We start from the raw sequence: 13,504 nt of genomic DNA on the forward strand, positions 1-13,504 counted from the left end.
CGGCGGCGGAACGCCCTCGAACGCTGCGTCGACCGGCTCGAGCAGAACCGAGTCCTGGCCACCTGTCACGGCAGAACGAGCCCACCACTACCGAGCCATGGTCGCCCGCGCCCGCCCTCGCCTGTGGCCGCAGGACTTCCGGACAGGTCCTGGCTAGACCTTGCCGCCCAGTTCCGCGATGAGCCGCCGGTAGGTCTCGAACGCCGGTTTCGGGGTGTAGTCGTCGTACAGCAGGCCGAAGTGGGAGAAGATTCCCTCGGCGCGGCTGTCGGCATCGCGCAGGGCGAAGAGCGAGTAGCCGTCGATGTTCAGGGCGGTGGCGAGGGCGGCCGTGGTCCGGATGACGGTGTCGAGGGCGGCGGCCTGGCGCTCCCCGGTGCGCCCGGGGCCGGTGGGCCAGCCGTTCTCGCAGATGCGGACCGGAACGGTGTCGGGGATGCCTGCCTCCGGAAGGCAGGCATGGCGGTACGAGGTGAGGACCGCGGTGACCGCGTCCGCGAGCCCGCCCGGGACGACGGGGCGGAACACGTCGGGGAAGAAGTCCAGTCCGACGTAGTCCAGGCTCTGCCGGAAGCCCGCGTCGGCCAGGACTCCCAGGTCGGACCAGAAGGTGTCGGCGGGGTTGAAGGACGGGACGGCGTTGAAGCCGACGGCCACGCGGCGGCCGAGGGAGCGGGCCTCCTCCTTGGCGGCGACGACCCCCTGGACCAGCGCGTTCAGGACGTTGGGGGTGCTGCCGTCGACCGGCGGGAGGTCGAGGTTGGGCTCCTCGCAGATCTGGACGGAGGCCAGACCGGCACCGCCGTCCCGGACGGCCCCGCGGACGAACTCCGTCCAGCCCTCCAGCCGGCCCGAAGGCTCGCGGAACTGCAGCACGAGGTCCAGGGTGCGACCCCGCCGGAGGTAGGTCTGCGGATCGGCCGGCGTGGGTTCGTGCGGGGTCACGGTGGCGGCGAAGGAGCGGTAGGCGCGGACCGACAGCGTGTCCGCGTCGCCCTGCAGCGCGTCGAGGGCGGCGTTGATGCGGTCGGGGTCATCGGGGGAGGCCGGAAGGACGATGCCCTGCTCGTCCCCCAGGAGACCGCCGGGATAGATGCCGAAGGTCATGGCCATGTTCGCCTCCAGATCCAAAAAATCTTGGTGTCACTCCAAATTTGTGGTGACCCTATCATTGCAAGTGTGGGCCTCAGAGAGATCAAGAAGCAGCAGACCCGTACGGCCATCGCCGACGCCGCCCTGCCCCTGTTCCTGGAGTACGGCTTCGACCAGGTGACGGTCGCCGAGGTGGCACGGCACGCGGGCGTGTCCACCAACACCGTGTTCAACTACTTCCCGGCCAAGGAGGACCTGTTCTTCGACCGGGGTGCGGAGGCCGAGGAGCACCTGGCCGCCGTGGTGCGCGACCGGGCGCCCGGCACCTGCCCGGTCGAGGCCGTCCGCGAGGACCTGCTGGCCGGCCTCCGGGAGAACCACCCGATGCTCGGACTACAGCCCGGAGCGACCGCGTTCTGGCACGTGGTCCTGGACAGCCCGGCCCTGCTCGCCCGCGAGCGCGAGATCGGCGAACGCGCCGAGGCCGCCTTGACCGCCGCCCTCGCCGGGCACCCGCCGCACACCACGGACACCCCCGGCGACACCGCCACCGCGCCGCCCGCGCTCCTCGCGGGAGCCGTCGCCGGCACGCACCGCGCGGCGCTCCGTGAGCTCCGGCGGCGCATCATGGCCGGCGAAGCGCCCGAGGCGGCCCGTGACGCGGTGATGTCGGCCGTGGTCCAGGGGTTCGGCCTGCTCTGCCACGGGCTCCACCCCGCCGCAGGGCCGGCATCGGCGGGCTCGTGGTCCGAGCCAGAGATGCGTCGGCCATAGGCGGCGACCTGGCGGGTCCAGCAGCGGATGGCCGTGAACGACGGACGCGAAGGCATACCCGCGCCGTGCCGTCACCATGCCGCCGTCGTCTCCACGTCTCGCCAGAAGGGTCGTGTCACGCGGGTTCGTGGCCGTAGGGAGGGATGCTCCAGCGCAGCACCGTCCGTCCCGTCGCATCGGCTTCGAGGGTGACGGGGTAGACCTGTCCGGCGGCCCGCTCGCCGCGGTGCCTCATCGAGTGGTCGCCCTGATCCCAGCCGATGCCGAGCACGCGGCACCCCTCCACATCGATGACTCCGGCGCGGAGGGGACGGCACCACCCCGACCGCCGGAGGTGGTGGTCGCTCCTCCACGCGTCGAGCCCTCTGGCGTCACCGACGACCATGCCGCACCGGTCGACGGGCAGGTCCCCGAGCCGAACCGGCGCGTCCGGGTCCGCCATCCTCGGCCAGGGGATTCCGAGGTCGATCTCCAGGGTGGCGATCGCAGGTTCCCCGTCGAAGGGCGAGGGTGATGTGCTCGCCCGGACCCTCACCGGTCGATCGGTGGCCGCCGGGACCGCGACCGCCTCGCACAGCCACTCCCGCACATGCCCTCCTCCCCCTGCCGCGGCCTCCTCGGCGCGCTCCGACAGGGGGCGGCCCAGCTCCCGCCACGAGCCGATGTGCCCGGCCGTCCCGAGCACGAGCACGCCCGAAGGCGCACTCACGTTTCCCAGCTCGACGAAGGTGGCGGACACCCCACGATTCTGCCCGCCCGGTCCGACAACGCTCCGGGAGGACGGTGCCGGTCCGCGGAGCGGGACTCCGTCCCGCGGTGGCGTGGAGCGCGCCGAGCACCACCTTCCTGCCGGTCAGCGAAGGCGGCCGGCTTCGACCCGGTGCAGGTGGACGAGGATGTCGTAGGAGCGGCCGAGCGCGACGGCCTGAGCCTCGGTCGACCAGTACAGACCGTAGGAACGGGTGGGGCGGGCCGAGTCGAGCCAGGCCCGGGCCGCAGCGGGTGCGGTGCGCAGGTCGAGGCTGAAGTCTCGGTGACGGACCTGGTCGAGGGTGTGCTCGCTGTGGCCTTCCGGAGCCGGGGGGACGGTGTAGGTCCTGGGCTGCTGCGCGGTGAAGTCCGGCAGCGCGTTGATGGTGCCCTCGTTGAAGGTCAGACCGATGTTGACGTAGTCGTCGCCGAGCCGGCGGCGCAGGACGGCGCCGGCGGGTTCGGGGAATTCTGCCGGGTTGTCGCTGATGTAGGCGATGTGGCCGTTGTTCGAGGCGAGCAGGATCCGGCCGCCTCGGTGGTGCAGCCACCAGGCGGTGTTGGCGGCCATCGCGTGGTCGCGGTAGCGCATCCGCTCGGGGAACTGCTCGTCGGGAAAGGCGTAGCCGGTGAAGGTCTGGGCGATCGCGGTGGCGTTCTGCACCGCCCAGGCGTGCGCCGCTCGGCCGCTCTTGTGCGTCGTCTGCGGGCGGCCCTCGTCACGCAGCAGCGCGAGGGCGAAGGAGGCGCGGTCGGCGTCGGCCTTCCGTTCGGTCGCGCTCTTGCCGTAGAGCTGGCCGGCCATCCACGGACCGGCCTGCGCCGTGGCCTCCGGCCGCAGGGCGTCGTACGAGGCGGTGACGGCGCGGGTCAGGTCCGGGCGGTACCGGGCGACGTACTCCGCGACCTGGTCGAAGGCCGCCCCGCCCGGGAACCCGAGGTCGTTGCCCACGAAGCGCAGCCGCGGGCGGTCGGGGTGGGCGAGGTTGTGGCGGCGCATCCAGTGGATCAGGTCGAGGTACTCCTGGGTGTTCCAGAAGAGGTACTGGCCCTGGAATTCGTCCCGCATGATCTGCTCCGGGTCTCCGACGCCGCGGGTGACGTAGGCGTCCAGGCGCAGGCCGGTGGACCAGCTCGCCTCCAGGGCGAAGGTCGTGAAGCCCTCGGCGGCCACGAGGTGGCGGAAGAGGCGGTGCTTGAGGGTGAAGAACTCGTGCCCGCTGTGGCTCGCCTCCCCCAGGCCCACGACCCGGGCACCGCCGATCATGCGGGCGAGGGCGCCGAGATCGCTCAGAGGGTGCGCGCCGCGGTCCAGGGCCGGCACCGGGTCGGCGGTGGGTTCCGCCGCGACGGCGCCGGGGCCGGAGGTCCCGGCCGTGAGGACGGAGGCGGCGGCCAGGCCGAGCAGGCGGCGGCGGTCGATCAGGCGGACGTGGCTCATGTCGCTCCCTTGGCTGGTGGGGTCGGCATGACCATAGAAAGTTTTGGGCGTTCGCGCAATACATCTGTATAGAGCGAACGCCTCACGCGTTTGCCTGATGCGGCGGCATCAGGCGTCCGCACCACCCGACCGATAGGGTTCCGGCCATGGGAAACCGCGAAGACCTGCTGGCAGGGGCCAGGCGTTGCCTGGAGGAGAAGGGCTGGGCCCGCACCACGGTGCGCGACATCGCGACGGCCTCGGGCGGCGTCAGCATGGCCGCCATCGGCTACCACTTCGGCTCGCGCGAGGCCCTGCTGAACGCCGCCCTCATCGAGGCGATCGACGACTGGGGAACGCGGACCGGCCGTACGCTCACCGCCTTCGGGGGCTCCGGAAGCGCTCCGGCGGAGCGCTACGAAGCGATGTGGGCCGCGATCATCACGTCCTTCCAGGACGACCGGACCCTGTGGCTGGCGACGATCGAGGCCCTCCTCCAGGCCGAGCACTCCGAGGATCTGCGCCGTTATCTGGCCGGCGGCCAGGCGGAGGGCCGCCGAGGGCTGGCCGCCCTCCTGCTCGACACACCCGAGGACGAGATCGACGACACGGCCGCCCGCACGCTGGGGGCCGCGCAGATGGCCCTGTTCACGGGCGTGATGACGCAGTGGCTCACCGACCCGGGACAGGCTCCCGACGCGTCCGCCGTCGTCGCCGGCGTGCGCGCCCTCACCACCCTCGTCGATTCAGGCGCATAGACGACCACTCTTTACTTGCAGTCGCGCTCTATGCGCTCTAGCAGATTTTTGCGCTCAAGGAGTACCCTGGAGGCACCCACGCCGGAAGGAGACCCGACCCATGACCGCCACGGACCCCGCACTCACCGCGCTCGCCAGCGGCTGGGGCGCGCTCTCCCTGTTGCACGGCCGGATCGAGTCGCACATCGAGCGCGCCCTGCAGTCGGGGCACGACCTGAGCGCGCGGGAGTACTCACTGCTCGACGTGCTCAGCCGGCAGCACGACGGCGAAGGCGGCCATCTGCAGATGAAGCAGGTCGCCGACGCGGTCGTCCTGAGCCAGAGCGCCACGACACGCCTGGTCACACGCATGGAGGACCGCGGACTGCTGTCGCGGTACCTGTGCCCGACCGATCGGCGCGGCATCTACACCGACGTCACCCCGGCCGGCCGGGAGCTTCTCGACGAGGCCCGGCCCGCCCATGACACCGCCCTCCGCCAGGCGCTGGACGAGGCCGCCGGGCACCCCGAGCTGGCCTCGCTGGTCGCGGCGGTCGAGGCCGTCGACGTACCGGCGCAGCGCGCGTAAGCCTCCCGCCGCCCGCCCCACCCCCTTCCGCCTCGACAGAGGCGGCGACGCACCCCCGTTCGGGACCCGACTCCCCGGACGGGGGTTCTTCGTTCCGCCCGCGCACTCCCCGCCTGCACCCGCTTCAAGACGACACCACTAACCCGCGTTTGCATTTAACGCGCGCCTGCAACTATTGTGAGAGCACGCTAGAAGCTCGCTCAAGCAATCAGGAAGGGTCAGGCCCATGCCGCTCGCACTTCTCGCTCTGGCCGTCGGGGCCTTCGGGATCGGCACCACCGAATTCGTGATCATGGGGCTGCTGCCCGAGATCGCCGCCGACTACGGCGTCACCATCCCCACCGCCGGCCTGCTGGTCACGGGCTACGCGCTCGGCGTCGTCCTGGGCGCTCCGCTGCTGACCGTCCTCGGCGGCAGGGTGAGCCGCAAGCGGATGCTCATGGTGCTGATGGGCCTGTTCGTGGCCGGCAACGTGCTTTCCGCGCTCGCTCCGTCCTTCGGCGTGATGCTGGCCGGCCGCATCGTCGCCTCGCTCGCCCACGGATCGTTCTTCGGCATCGGATCCGTCGTCGCCGCCGACCTCGTCGCCCCCGACAAGAAGGCCCGCGCCATCGCCACCATGTTCACCGGCCTCACCGTCGCCAACATCGTCGGCGTCCCCCTCGGCACCTTCATCGGACAGGCCGTCGGGTGGCGCACCACCTTCGCCGCCGTCGCCGCGCTCGGCGTGATCGGACTCCTCGGCATCGCCCGGCTCGTGCCCGCCATGCCCCGCCCCGAGGGCACCCGCCTGGGCCGTGAGCTGAGGGCCTTCCGCAACCCGCAGGTGCTGCTCGCCATGGCGATGACCGTGCTGGGCTTCGGCGGCGTGTTCGCCGCGATCACCTACATCGCCCCGATGATGACCGAGGTCGCCGGCTACTCCGAGGGCGCGGTCACCTGGCTGCTCGTCCTCTTCGGCGCCGGCATGTTCCTCGGCAACCTCATCGGCGGCCGCTACGCCGACCGCGCCCTGATGCCGCTGCTCTACACCACGCTCGGCGGGCTCGCGGTCGTCCTCGCGCTGTTCACCGTGGCCGCGCACGACAAGGTCCTCGCCGCGATCGCCATCGTCCTCGTCGGAGCCCTCGGCTTCGCCACCGTCCCGCCGCTGCAGAAGCGCGTCCTCGACCAGGCACACGGCGCACCGACCCTGGCGTCCGCCGTCAACATCGGCGCGTTCAACCTCGGCAACGCCCTGGCGGCCTGGCTCGGCGGCCTCGTCATCGCCGCCGGCCTCGGCTACACCGCCCCGAACTGGGTCGGCGCCGCCCTCGCCGCCGCCGCCCTCGGACTCGCCCTCTGGTCCGCCGCCCTGGAGCGCCGCACCCCCGCGCCCGCGCCCGCCGCAGCGGCCGTCGCTCCCGCCCGTACCCCCGTCCACCACTGACCCGCCCACGGCAGGAACCCGTCATGAGCACCCCCCACACCCGCACGCCTCAAGAGGTCTTCGCCGACCACGGCCGGCGCCTCGGCACCGGCGACCTGGACCTCGTCAGCGAGAACTACGCGGAGGACGCCGTCCTCCTCACCCCCGGAGGCGTCCTGACCGGACGCGCGGGGGTCCGGGAAGGCATCGGCCGGCTGCTCGCCGACCTTCCCGACGCCGAGTGGCGGCTGACCCCCCGGTTCGCCGCGGACGTCCTGCTGCTGGAGTGGTCGGCCGTCGGCGCCGCCCACGAAGTCACCGACGGCGTGGACACCTTCGTCTTCCGCGACGGGCTCATCAGCGCCCAGACCATCCGCTACACCCTCTCCCCCCGCACCACCGAGCGCACCGCGCTCACCCACTGAAGGAGCACCCGCACACCATGGCACCGTCCACCACCCCCACCACGCCCGCCGTCCCCACCGTCACGCTGAACAACGGCGTCGAGATCCCCCAGCTCGGCTTCGGCGTCTTCCAGGTCGCCGACGACGCGACCACCGCGGCCGTCACGGCCGCCCTCGAATCCGGCTACCGCAGCATCGACACCGCCGCCGTCTACGGCAACGAGGCCGGCGTCGGCCGCGCCCTCGGCGCCTCCGGGCTGGCCCGCGAGGACCTGTTCGTGACCACCAAGCTGTGGAACGCCGACCAGGGCTACGACGCCACCCTGCGGGCCTTCGACGCCAGCCTGGCCAAGCTCGGCCTGGACTACGTCGACCTGTACCTGATCCACTGGCCGACCCCGGCCCGTGACCTGTACCGCGACTCCTGGCGCGCCCTGGAGCGGCTCGCCGGGGAGGGCCGGATCCGCGCCGCCGGCGTCTCCAACTTCCAGCCCGATCACCTGCGGCGGCTGATGGACGACGCCACCCTGGTCCCGGCCGTCAACCAGGTCGAGCTGCACCCGGCGCTGCAGCAGTCCGAGCTGCGGGCCTTCCACGGCGAGCACCGGATCGCGACCGAGGCGTGGAGCCCGCTGGCCCAGGGCGCGGTCCTCGACGACCCGGCGCTCCTGGCCATCGCCGCCGCCCACGGCAAGTCGCCCGCCCAGGTCGTCATCCGCTGGCACCTCCAGCTCGGCAACGTGGTCATCCCCAAGTCGGTCACCCCGGCCCGGATCCGCGCCAACATCGACGTGTTCGACTTCGTCCTGACGGACGAGGAGACGGCGGCGATCGCCGGTCTCGACCGCGGCCTGCGGACCGGCCCGCACCCGGACGAGCTGAACTGATCCGGCGCGCCCCTCGGGCGTACTCCCCCCACCCTCCCGCGCTCGCGTACCGCGGCCCTGTTCCGGACCACCGTCCGGAACAGGGCCGCGGTCCGGGCGCGGGCGTCCGGAAGGTCCCCGATGGTCCACGGGTGGACCGCCGAGGCCACCGGGCGCTCCGTCGAGGGCAGCCTCAAGCGTCTGGGCACCGACCGGCTCCTCGCACCACCTCTAGGCAGGACGGGCGTCGTCCGATGCCGTGGGCCGCGGACCGGGTACACGGGAAGAGGCAGCACCCGTGATCCGCGAGAAGGGCGCCTTCCCATGCTCATCGATCTGACAGGCCGGACCGCTCTGGTCACCGGCTCCACCCAGGGCATCGGTGCCGCGATCGCCACGGCGCTGGCCCGCGCCGGTGCCCGCGTGGGCGTCAACGGGCGCACCGAGGAGCGGGTGGACGAGGCCGTCGCCGGCATCCGCTCCGAGGTCGCCGGCGCGGACCTCGTCCCCGTCGTCGCCGACGTCGCGAGCGAGGAGGGAGCGCGTCGCGCCGCCCTCGCGCTGCCGCGGGTGGACGTCCTGGTGAACAACCTGGGCATCTTCGGGGAGGCCGATCCGCTGGAGATCAGCGACGACGAGTGGCGGCGCTACTTCGAGGTCAACGTGCTCGCCGCCGTGCGGCTGATCCGCCAGTACCTTCCCGGTATGACCGGGCGCGGCTGGGGACGCGTGCAGAACATCGCGAGCGACTCGGCCGTGGTGATCCCCGCCGAGATGATCCACTACGGCATGTCCAAGACCGCTCTCCTGGCCGTCACGCGCGGCTTCGCCAAACAGGCGGCCGGGAGCGGCGTCACGGTCAACTCGGTCATCGCCGGCCCCACCCGTACGGGCGGTGTCGAGGACTTCGTGTACGAACTCGTCGACAGTTCGCTGCCCTGGGAGGAGGCGCAGCGCGTGTTCATGCGCGAGTACCGGCCGCAGTCGCTGCTCCAGCGGCTCATCGAACCGGAGGAGATCGCCGCGATGGTGGTCTACCTCGCCTCCGACCACGCCTCGGCCACCACCGGGGGTGCGCTGCGGGTCGACGGCGGCTACGTCGACTCGATCCTGCCGTAGCCCCGCCTCACCGGGTGTAGGTGCGCACCCGGTAGCGCAGCCCCGCCGTCGAGGAGCACCAGCCCTTGTCCTCGGCGACGGTCCACTCCGGGCCCAGCGCCGGCGCGTGGGCGTCGCCGTCCACGGCCGTGTCGACCTCCGTCACCGAGAGCGTCGTCGCGTACCGCAGGGCCGCGCGGTAGATCTCCCCGCCGCCGATCACCCAGGTCTTCACGGGGACGGCTGCGGGCTCCGGCCGCGTCGACGGCTCCGAAGCCTCCGCCGGCCCGACCGCGTCGCTGTGGCTGGCCGGCTCGGCGGCGAGTGCCAGCGCCTCATCGATGGATCCGGCGCGCTCCGCGCCCTCGGCCGCCCACCGCGGGTCACGCGTGACGACGATGTTCCGCCTCCCGGCGAGCGGTCGGAAGCGCGCGGGCAGCGAGTCCCAGGTCTTGCGCCCCATCACCACCGGGTGGCCGAGAGTGGTCGCCTTGAAGTGCGCCATGTCCTCGGGAAGCCGCCAGGGAATCGCGTTGCCCGCGCCGATGACGCCGTCGGGGGTCTGCGCCCAGATCAGTCCTACGTTCACACCGCCACCGGAGCCTTGATCGCCGGGTGGTGCTTGTAGTCCAGCACCTCCACGTCGGTGAAGTCGTATCCGTACAGCGAGTCGGCCTCGGCCAGCCGCAGCCGGGGGAAGTCGTACGGGGTGCGCGCGAGCTGCTCCGTCACCTGTTCGACGTGGTTGTCGTAGATGTGGCAGTCACCGCCGGTCCAGATGAAGTCACCCGGTTCGAGGCCGACCTGCTGCGCCACCATGTGGGTGAGCAGCGCGTAGCTGGCGATGTTGAAGGGGACGCCGAGGAAGAGGTCCGCGCTGCGCTGGTAGAGCTGGCAGGAGAGCCTGCCGTCGGCGACGTAGAACTGGAAGAAGGCGTGGCAGGGCGCCAGCGCCATCTTGTCCAGCTCGGAGACGTTCCAGGCGGAGACGATCATGCGTCGGGAGTCCGGGTCCCGGCGCAGCGTGTCGAGCACCCCGTCGAGCTGGTCGATGTGCCCGCCGTCGGGGGTGGGCCAGGAGCGCCACTGCGCGCCGTAGACCGGCCCCAGGTCACCGTTGTCGTCGGCCCACTCGTCCCAGATGGTGACGCCGTGCTCCTGGAGCCAGCGGACGTTCGAGTCGCCGCGCAGGAACCACAGCAGTTCGTACACGATCGACCTGAGGTGCACCTTCTTCGTGGTCACCAGCGGAAACCCCTGCGAGAGGTCGTAGCGCAGCTGGTGCCCGAAGACACTTCGGGTACCCGTGCCCGTCCGGTCGGCCTTCGCCGTCCCGGAGGCGAGCACCAGTCGCAGCAGGTCTTCGTACTGGGTGTCGGCCATAACGGGTCATCCTACTGCCCCGGCCACACGCGAGATCCTGCCCGCCGGGCGCGGGCGCGGGTGTGCGAGCCAGGTCACGCTCCGGTCGTCGCGGATGATCGGATCGGACCGCTGCGGTCGGGTGCGGAGGGGGCGCCCGCCGCCAGAGTGGGAGTCGAAAGGAGGCCCCATGATCTCGGCACTCAACCGCCTTGTCGATCTTGTCGAGGAGCACCTCGCCGAGGAGCTCGACGTCGACGCGCTGGCCGGGTCGCTCGGCACGACCGAGTACCACCTGCGCCGGATGTTCTCGTCGCTGGCCGGCATGCCGCTGTCGGAGTACGTGCGGCGGCGGCGCATGACCGTCGCCGCCGCGGACGTCGTCCGCGGCGAGGGGGATCTGCTGGGGATCGCCGTCCGGTACGGATACGGCTCGAGCGAGGCGTTCGGGCGCGCGTTCCGGTCGGTCCACGGTGCGGGTCCCGGCGACGTGCGCCGTGACGGAGGCCCCTTGCGTACACAACCGCAGCTCAGGTTCCGCCTGACCGTCGAAGGGAGCATCCCTATGGACACCCGCCTCGCCGACCGCCCCGCATTCCGCCTGGTCGGACACGCGGCCCGGGTACCGCTCATCCATGAGGGCGTCAATCCGCACATCGTCGAGCACATCGCCGCGCTGCCCCCGGAGGAGCACCTGCGCCTGAAGGCGCTCGGCGACACCCAGCCCGAGGGCCTGCTCCAGGTCAGCGACGACGTCGCCCCCGACGCCGCGGAGGGCACCGAACTGACCTATCTCCACGGAGTCGCCCTCAGCCGGGACACGCCCGTTCCGGACGGGCTCGACGCCATCGAGGTGCCGGGCGGCATGTGGGCGGTCTTCCGCACCAGCGGGCCGCATCCGCAGGCCCTGCAGCGGGTCTGGGCGGCGACCGCGACCGAGTGGTTCCCCTCCAATCCGTGGCGGCTGCGGCAGGGACCCTCGATCGTCGCGGTCCTCGAGCGCGCGGCCGACTTCACCACCGCGACGTGCGAGCTCTGGCTCCCCGTCGAGCCCCAGTGACACGCACCGGCCGTCGCACGGGGTGGAGCGCGCCGGCCGACCGGTGAGCCCGTGGGCGGCCGGTGAGCCCGTGGCCGGCCGGTGAGCGTGCCTCACCGGCCGGAACCGGGAGAGTCCGGGATCGTGGGCGTGGCGGTGTGATCTTCTGGTGCGAGGACACACCGGCGGCCTGCGACACACCGTGAGGATCTCGATCGTGGAACTGACGTGGAGCGAGGTGAGCGGGCGGAGGCTGCGCCGGCACGGACTGACGCCGCCGCCGGAGCACGGCGGACCGGCCGACGCCGCGGCCGCGATGTGCGGCGCCCACGCGCAGGTCATGTCCGCCGCCGAGGTGTCGATCGGGCTCCGGCTGCCCGACGCGACGCGCACGGACGTGCGGAACGCCTTGTGGGTGGAGCGCAGTCTCGTGAAGACCTTCGGGCCCCGCGGCACGGTCCACCTCCTGCCCGCAGCCGACCTGGCCCTGTGGTGCGGCGCGCTGGGCGCGCTGCCCGCCGCCGCCAGGCTCGCCCCCGACGCGCGGGTCACCGCCGAGCAGGCCGAGGAGCTCGTCGAGGCGATCGGAAGCGTCCTCGCCGACGCCGAACTGACCGTCGACGAGCTGACCAAGGCGCTGGCCGACCGGGTCGGCGGGTGGGCCGCCGACCCGGTGATGCCTGCGTTCCAGGGGATGTGGCCGCGCTGGCGCCAGGTGACCGAGACCGCCGCGCATCGCGGCGTGCTGTGCTTCGGTCCGAACAAGGGCCGCAAGCTCACCTACACCAACCCCGCCCGGTGGCTCCCCGGCTTCGCCCCGGCGCCGCGTCCGGAAGCGATGGACTGGCTCCTGGGGCGCTACCTTCACGCGTACGGACCCGCCACGCCCCAGGACTTCGCCCGGTGGCTGGCCCGCACCCCCGGCTGGGCGGGCGACCTCTTCGCGAAGAGCGATCTCACCGAGGTGTCGCTCGAAGGCACCCGCTCCTGGGTCGCCCGCGGCGACACCGCACCGGCGGATCCCGCCGAGGGCGTGCTGCTCCTCCCCCACTTCGACGCCTTCGCCGTCGGTTCCCGGCCGAGGGAGCTGCTCTACCCCGGCGAGGCGCGGGACCGCGCGCTCGCCCGGGGCCAGGCGGGCAACCATCCCGTGCTCCTGGTCGACGGCGTCGTCGCGGGTGTCTGGCACCAGAAGAGAACCGCCAAGGCCGTCGCCGTCACCGTCGAACCGTTCGCCGGGCTGACCCCCCGCCGGCGCGAACAGCTCGACGAACAGGTCCTCCGCCTCGGCGCCGTGCTCGAAGCCCGCCCCACCCTCACGATCGGCACGGTCTCCGTCGGTCCCCACGCCTAGCGTTTCCCCGGGGCCGTACCGCGAGTCCCGGCCGGATCCGGACGTGACCGCCTGGACCGTCTCTTCCGGATCTTGCCGGGACTCGCGGACGAATGATCGAATGACCGGGGCCCGGACGGGGTAGAACGGTGGCTGGTCGCTCTCCCACCCCCGGGAAGGCGCCTGCTACTCACCCTGCCGGCACTGCCGGCCACGACCTGAAGGACGCCAGCATGGCCAGCGGTACCGTGAAGTGGTTCAACGCCGAAAAGGGCTTCGGATTCATCGCCCAGGACGGTGGACCGGATGTCTTCGCCCACTACTCCAACATCTCCGGCAACGGCTACCGGGAGCTGGTCGAGGGCGAGACCGTCACCTTCGACGTGACGCAGGGCCAGAAGGGCCCGCAGGCGGAGAACATCATCCGCGGCTGACCCCCTCGACATGCCTGCCACCCCGCCGGAACCGCTGGATAGGCCGGTTCCACCGACGCGGGGTGGAGCAGCTCGGTAGCTCGCTGGGCTCATAACCCAGAGGTCGCTGGTTCGAATCCGGCCCCCGCTACGAGAGACAGGGCCCGGCACCGCCGGGCCCTGTCGCGCGTCCCGGCACCGGGCACGTGTTCCTCCGGA

The 13,504-nt window shown here is 72.2% G+C and carries 15 protein-coding genes and 1 tRNA gene; 11 read left to right on the forward strand and 5 right to left on the reverse strand.

The genetic code is table 11. The features are described from left to right. Nucleotides 1-153 precede the first annotated feature (153 nt). Entirely contained in the window at nucleotides 154-1,113 is a 960-nt protein-coding gene (locus ACFVU3_RS21755) for a hypothetical protein (protein ID WP_390068424.1), read from the reverse strand. 66 nt (nucleotides 1,114-1,179) lie between these two features. Here ACFVU3_RS21755 and ACFVU3_RS21760 point away from each other — a divergent pair, with 66 nt between their 5' ends. Next, nucleotides 1,180-1,866: a TetR/AcrR family transcriptional regulator gene (locus ACFVU3_RS21760; protein ID WP_390068426.1), complete on the forward strand. Its 687-nt coding sequence runs from the start codon at nucleotides 1,180-1,182 to the stop codon at nucleotides 1,864-1,866. A 115-nt stretch (nucleotides 1,867-1,981) separates the two neighbouring features. On the opposite strand, the gene ACFVU3_RS21765 is transcribed toward ACFVU3_RS21760, so the two are convergent. Further along, nucleotides 1,982-2,605: a hypothetical protein gene (locus ACFVU3_RS21765; RefSeq protein ID WP_390068428.1), complete on the reverse strand. Its 624-nt coding sequence runs from the start codon at nucleotides 2,603-2,605 to the stop codon at nucleotides 1,982-1,984. A 114-nt stretch (nucleotides 2,606-2,719) separates the two neighbouring features. Then, nucleotides 2,720-4,057 carry an erythromycin esterase family protein gene (locus ACFVU3_RS21770; protein WP_390068430.1) on the reverse strand — a complete coding sequence of 446 codons (1,338 nt, stop codon included), beginning with the start codon at nucleotides 4,055-4,057 and terminating at the stop codon, nucleotides 2,720-2,722. A gap of 146 nt (nucleotides 4,058-4,203) precedes the next feature. On the opposite strand from ACFVU3_RS21770, the gene ACFVU3_RS21775 reads away from it, so the two are divergent. The 6 genes from ACFVU3_RS21775 to ACFVU3_RS21800 all read left to right on the forward strand — a co-directional run bounded on the left by ACFVU3_RS21775 (nucleotide 4,204) and on the right by ACFVU3_RS21800 (nucleotide 9,159). Then, nucleotides 4,204-4,794, forward strand: a complete 591-nt coding sequence (locus ACFVU3_RS21775) for a TetR/AcrR family transcriptional regulator (RefSeq protein ID WP_390068432.1) — start codon at nucleotides 4,204-4,206, stop codon at nucleotides 4,792-4,794. A 100-nt stretch (nucleotides 4,795-4,894) separates the two neighbouring features. Continuing rightward, a complete protein-coding gene (locus tag ACFVU3_RS21780; RefSeq protein WP_390068434.1) occupies nucleotides 4,895-5,362 on the forward strand; it encodes a MarR family winged helix-turn-helix transcriptional regulator in 468 nt (155 codons plus the stop codon). Nucleotides 5,363-5,588: 226 nt separating this feature from the next. Continuing rightward, the gene (locus ACFVU3_RS21785) at nucleotides 5,589-6,791 is read left to right on the forward strand and encodes an MFS transporter (protein WP_390068436.1); all 1,203 of its coding nucleotides are present in this window, start codon (nucleotides 5,589-5,591) and stop codon (nucleotides 6,789-6,791) included. A 23-nt stretch (nucleotides 6,792-6,814) separates the two neighbouring features. Beyond that, entirely contained in the window at nucleotides 6,815-7,195 is a 381-nt protein-coding gene (locus tag ACFVU3_RS21790; RefSeq protein ID WP_390068437.1) for a nuclear transport factor 2 family protein, read from the forward strand. 17 nt (nucleotides 7,196-7,212) lie between these two features. Next, on the forward strand, nucleotides 7,213-8,061 hold the full coding sequence (locus tag ACFVU3_RS21795) for an aldo/keto reductase (RefSeq protein ID WP_390068439.1): 849 nt from the start codon (nucleotides 7,213-7,215) through the stop codon (nucleotides 8,059-8,061). Between the two features lie 303 nt (nucleotides 8,062-8,364). Then, nucleotides 8,365-9,159, forward strand: a complete 795-nt coding sequence (locus ACFVU3_RS21800; protein WP_390068440.1) for an SDR family NAD(P)-dependent oxidoreductase — start codon at nucleotides 8,365-8,367, stop codon at nucleotides 9,157-9,159. A 7-nt stretch (nucleotides 9,160-9,166) separates the two neighbouring features. On the opposite strand, the gene ACFVU3_RS21805 is transcribed toward ACFVU3_RS21800, so the two are convergent. Together ACFVU3_RS21805 and ACFVU3_RS21810 are read right to left on the reverse strand one after the other, a co-directional pair. Next, complete coding sequence (locus tag ACFVU3_RS21805) at nucleotides 9,167-9,727, reverse strand: dihydrofolate reductase (protein WP_390068442.1); 561 nt, start codon at nucleotides 9,725-9,727, stop codon at nucleotides 9,167-9,169. Beyond that, complete coding sequence (locus ACFVU3_RS21810; protein WP_390068444.1) at nucleotides 9,724-10,521, reverse strand: thymidylate synthase; 798 nt, start codon at nucleotides 10,519-10,521, stop codon at nucleotides 9,724-9,726. The genes ACFVU3_RS21805 and ACFVU3_RS21810 overlap by 4 nt, the downstream gene beginning before the upstream one ends. 169 nt (nucleotides 10,522-10,690) lie before the next feature. Between ACFVU3_RS21810 and ACFVU3_RS21815 the strand changes: the two genes are divergently transcribed. The 4 genes from ACFVU3_RS21815 to ACFVU3_RS21830 all read left to right on the forward strand — a co-directional run bounded on the left by ACFVU3_RS21815 (nucleotide 10,691) and on the right by ACFVU3_RS21830 (nucleotide 13,436). Further along, nucleotides 10,691-11,560 carry a GyrI-like domain-containing protein gene (locus tag ACFVU3_RS21815; RefSeq protein WP_390068445.1) on the forward strand — a complete coding sequence of 290 codons (870 nt, stop codon included), beginning with the start codon at nucleotides 10,691-10,693 and terminating at the stop codon, nucleotides 11,558-11,560. A gap of 187 nt (nucleotides 11,561-11,747) precedes the next feature. Then, the gene (locus tag ACFVU3_RS21820) at nucleotides 11,748-12,893 is read left to right on the forward strand and encodes a winged helix DNA-binding domain-containing protein (protein ID WP_390068499.1); all 1,146 of its coding nucleotides are present in this window, start codon (nucleotides 11,748-11,750) and stop codon (nucleotides 12,891-12,893) included. Nucleotides 12,894-13,105: 212 nt separating this feature from the next. After that, complete coding sequence (locus ACFVU3_RS21825; RefSeq protein ID WP_390068447.1) at nucleotides 13,106-13,306, forward strand: cold-shock protein; 201 nt, start codon at nucleotides 13,106-13,108, stop codon at nucleotides 13,304-13,306. 56 nt (nucleotides 13,307-13,362) lie between these two features. Beyond that, nucleotides 13,363-13,436: transfer RNA gene (locus ACFVU3_RS21830), tRNA-Met, on the forward strand. Nucleotides 13,437-13,504 lie beyond the last annotated feature (68 nt).

Origin of the sequence: Streptomyces sp. NPDC058052 (genome assembly GCF_042885515.1) — a bacterium.
In the GTDB taxonomy this organism is placed as follows: domain Bacteria; phylum Actinomycetota; class Actinomycetes; order Streptomycetales; family Streptomycetaceae; genus Streptomyces.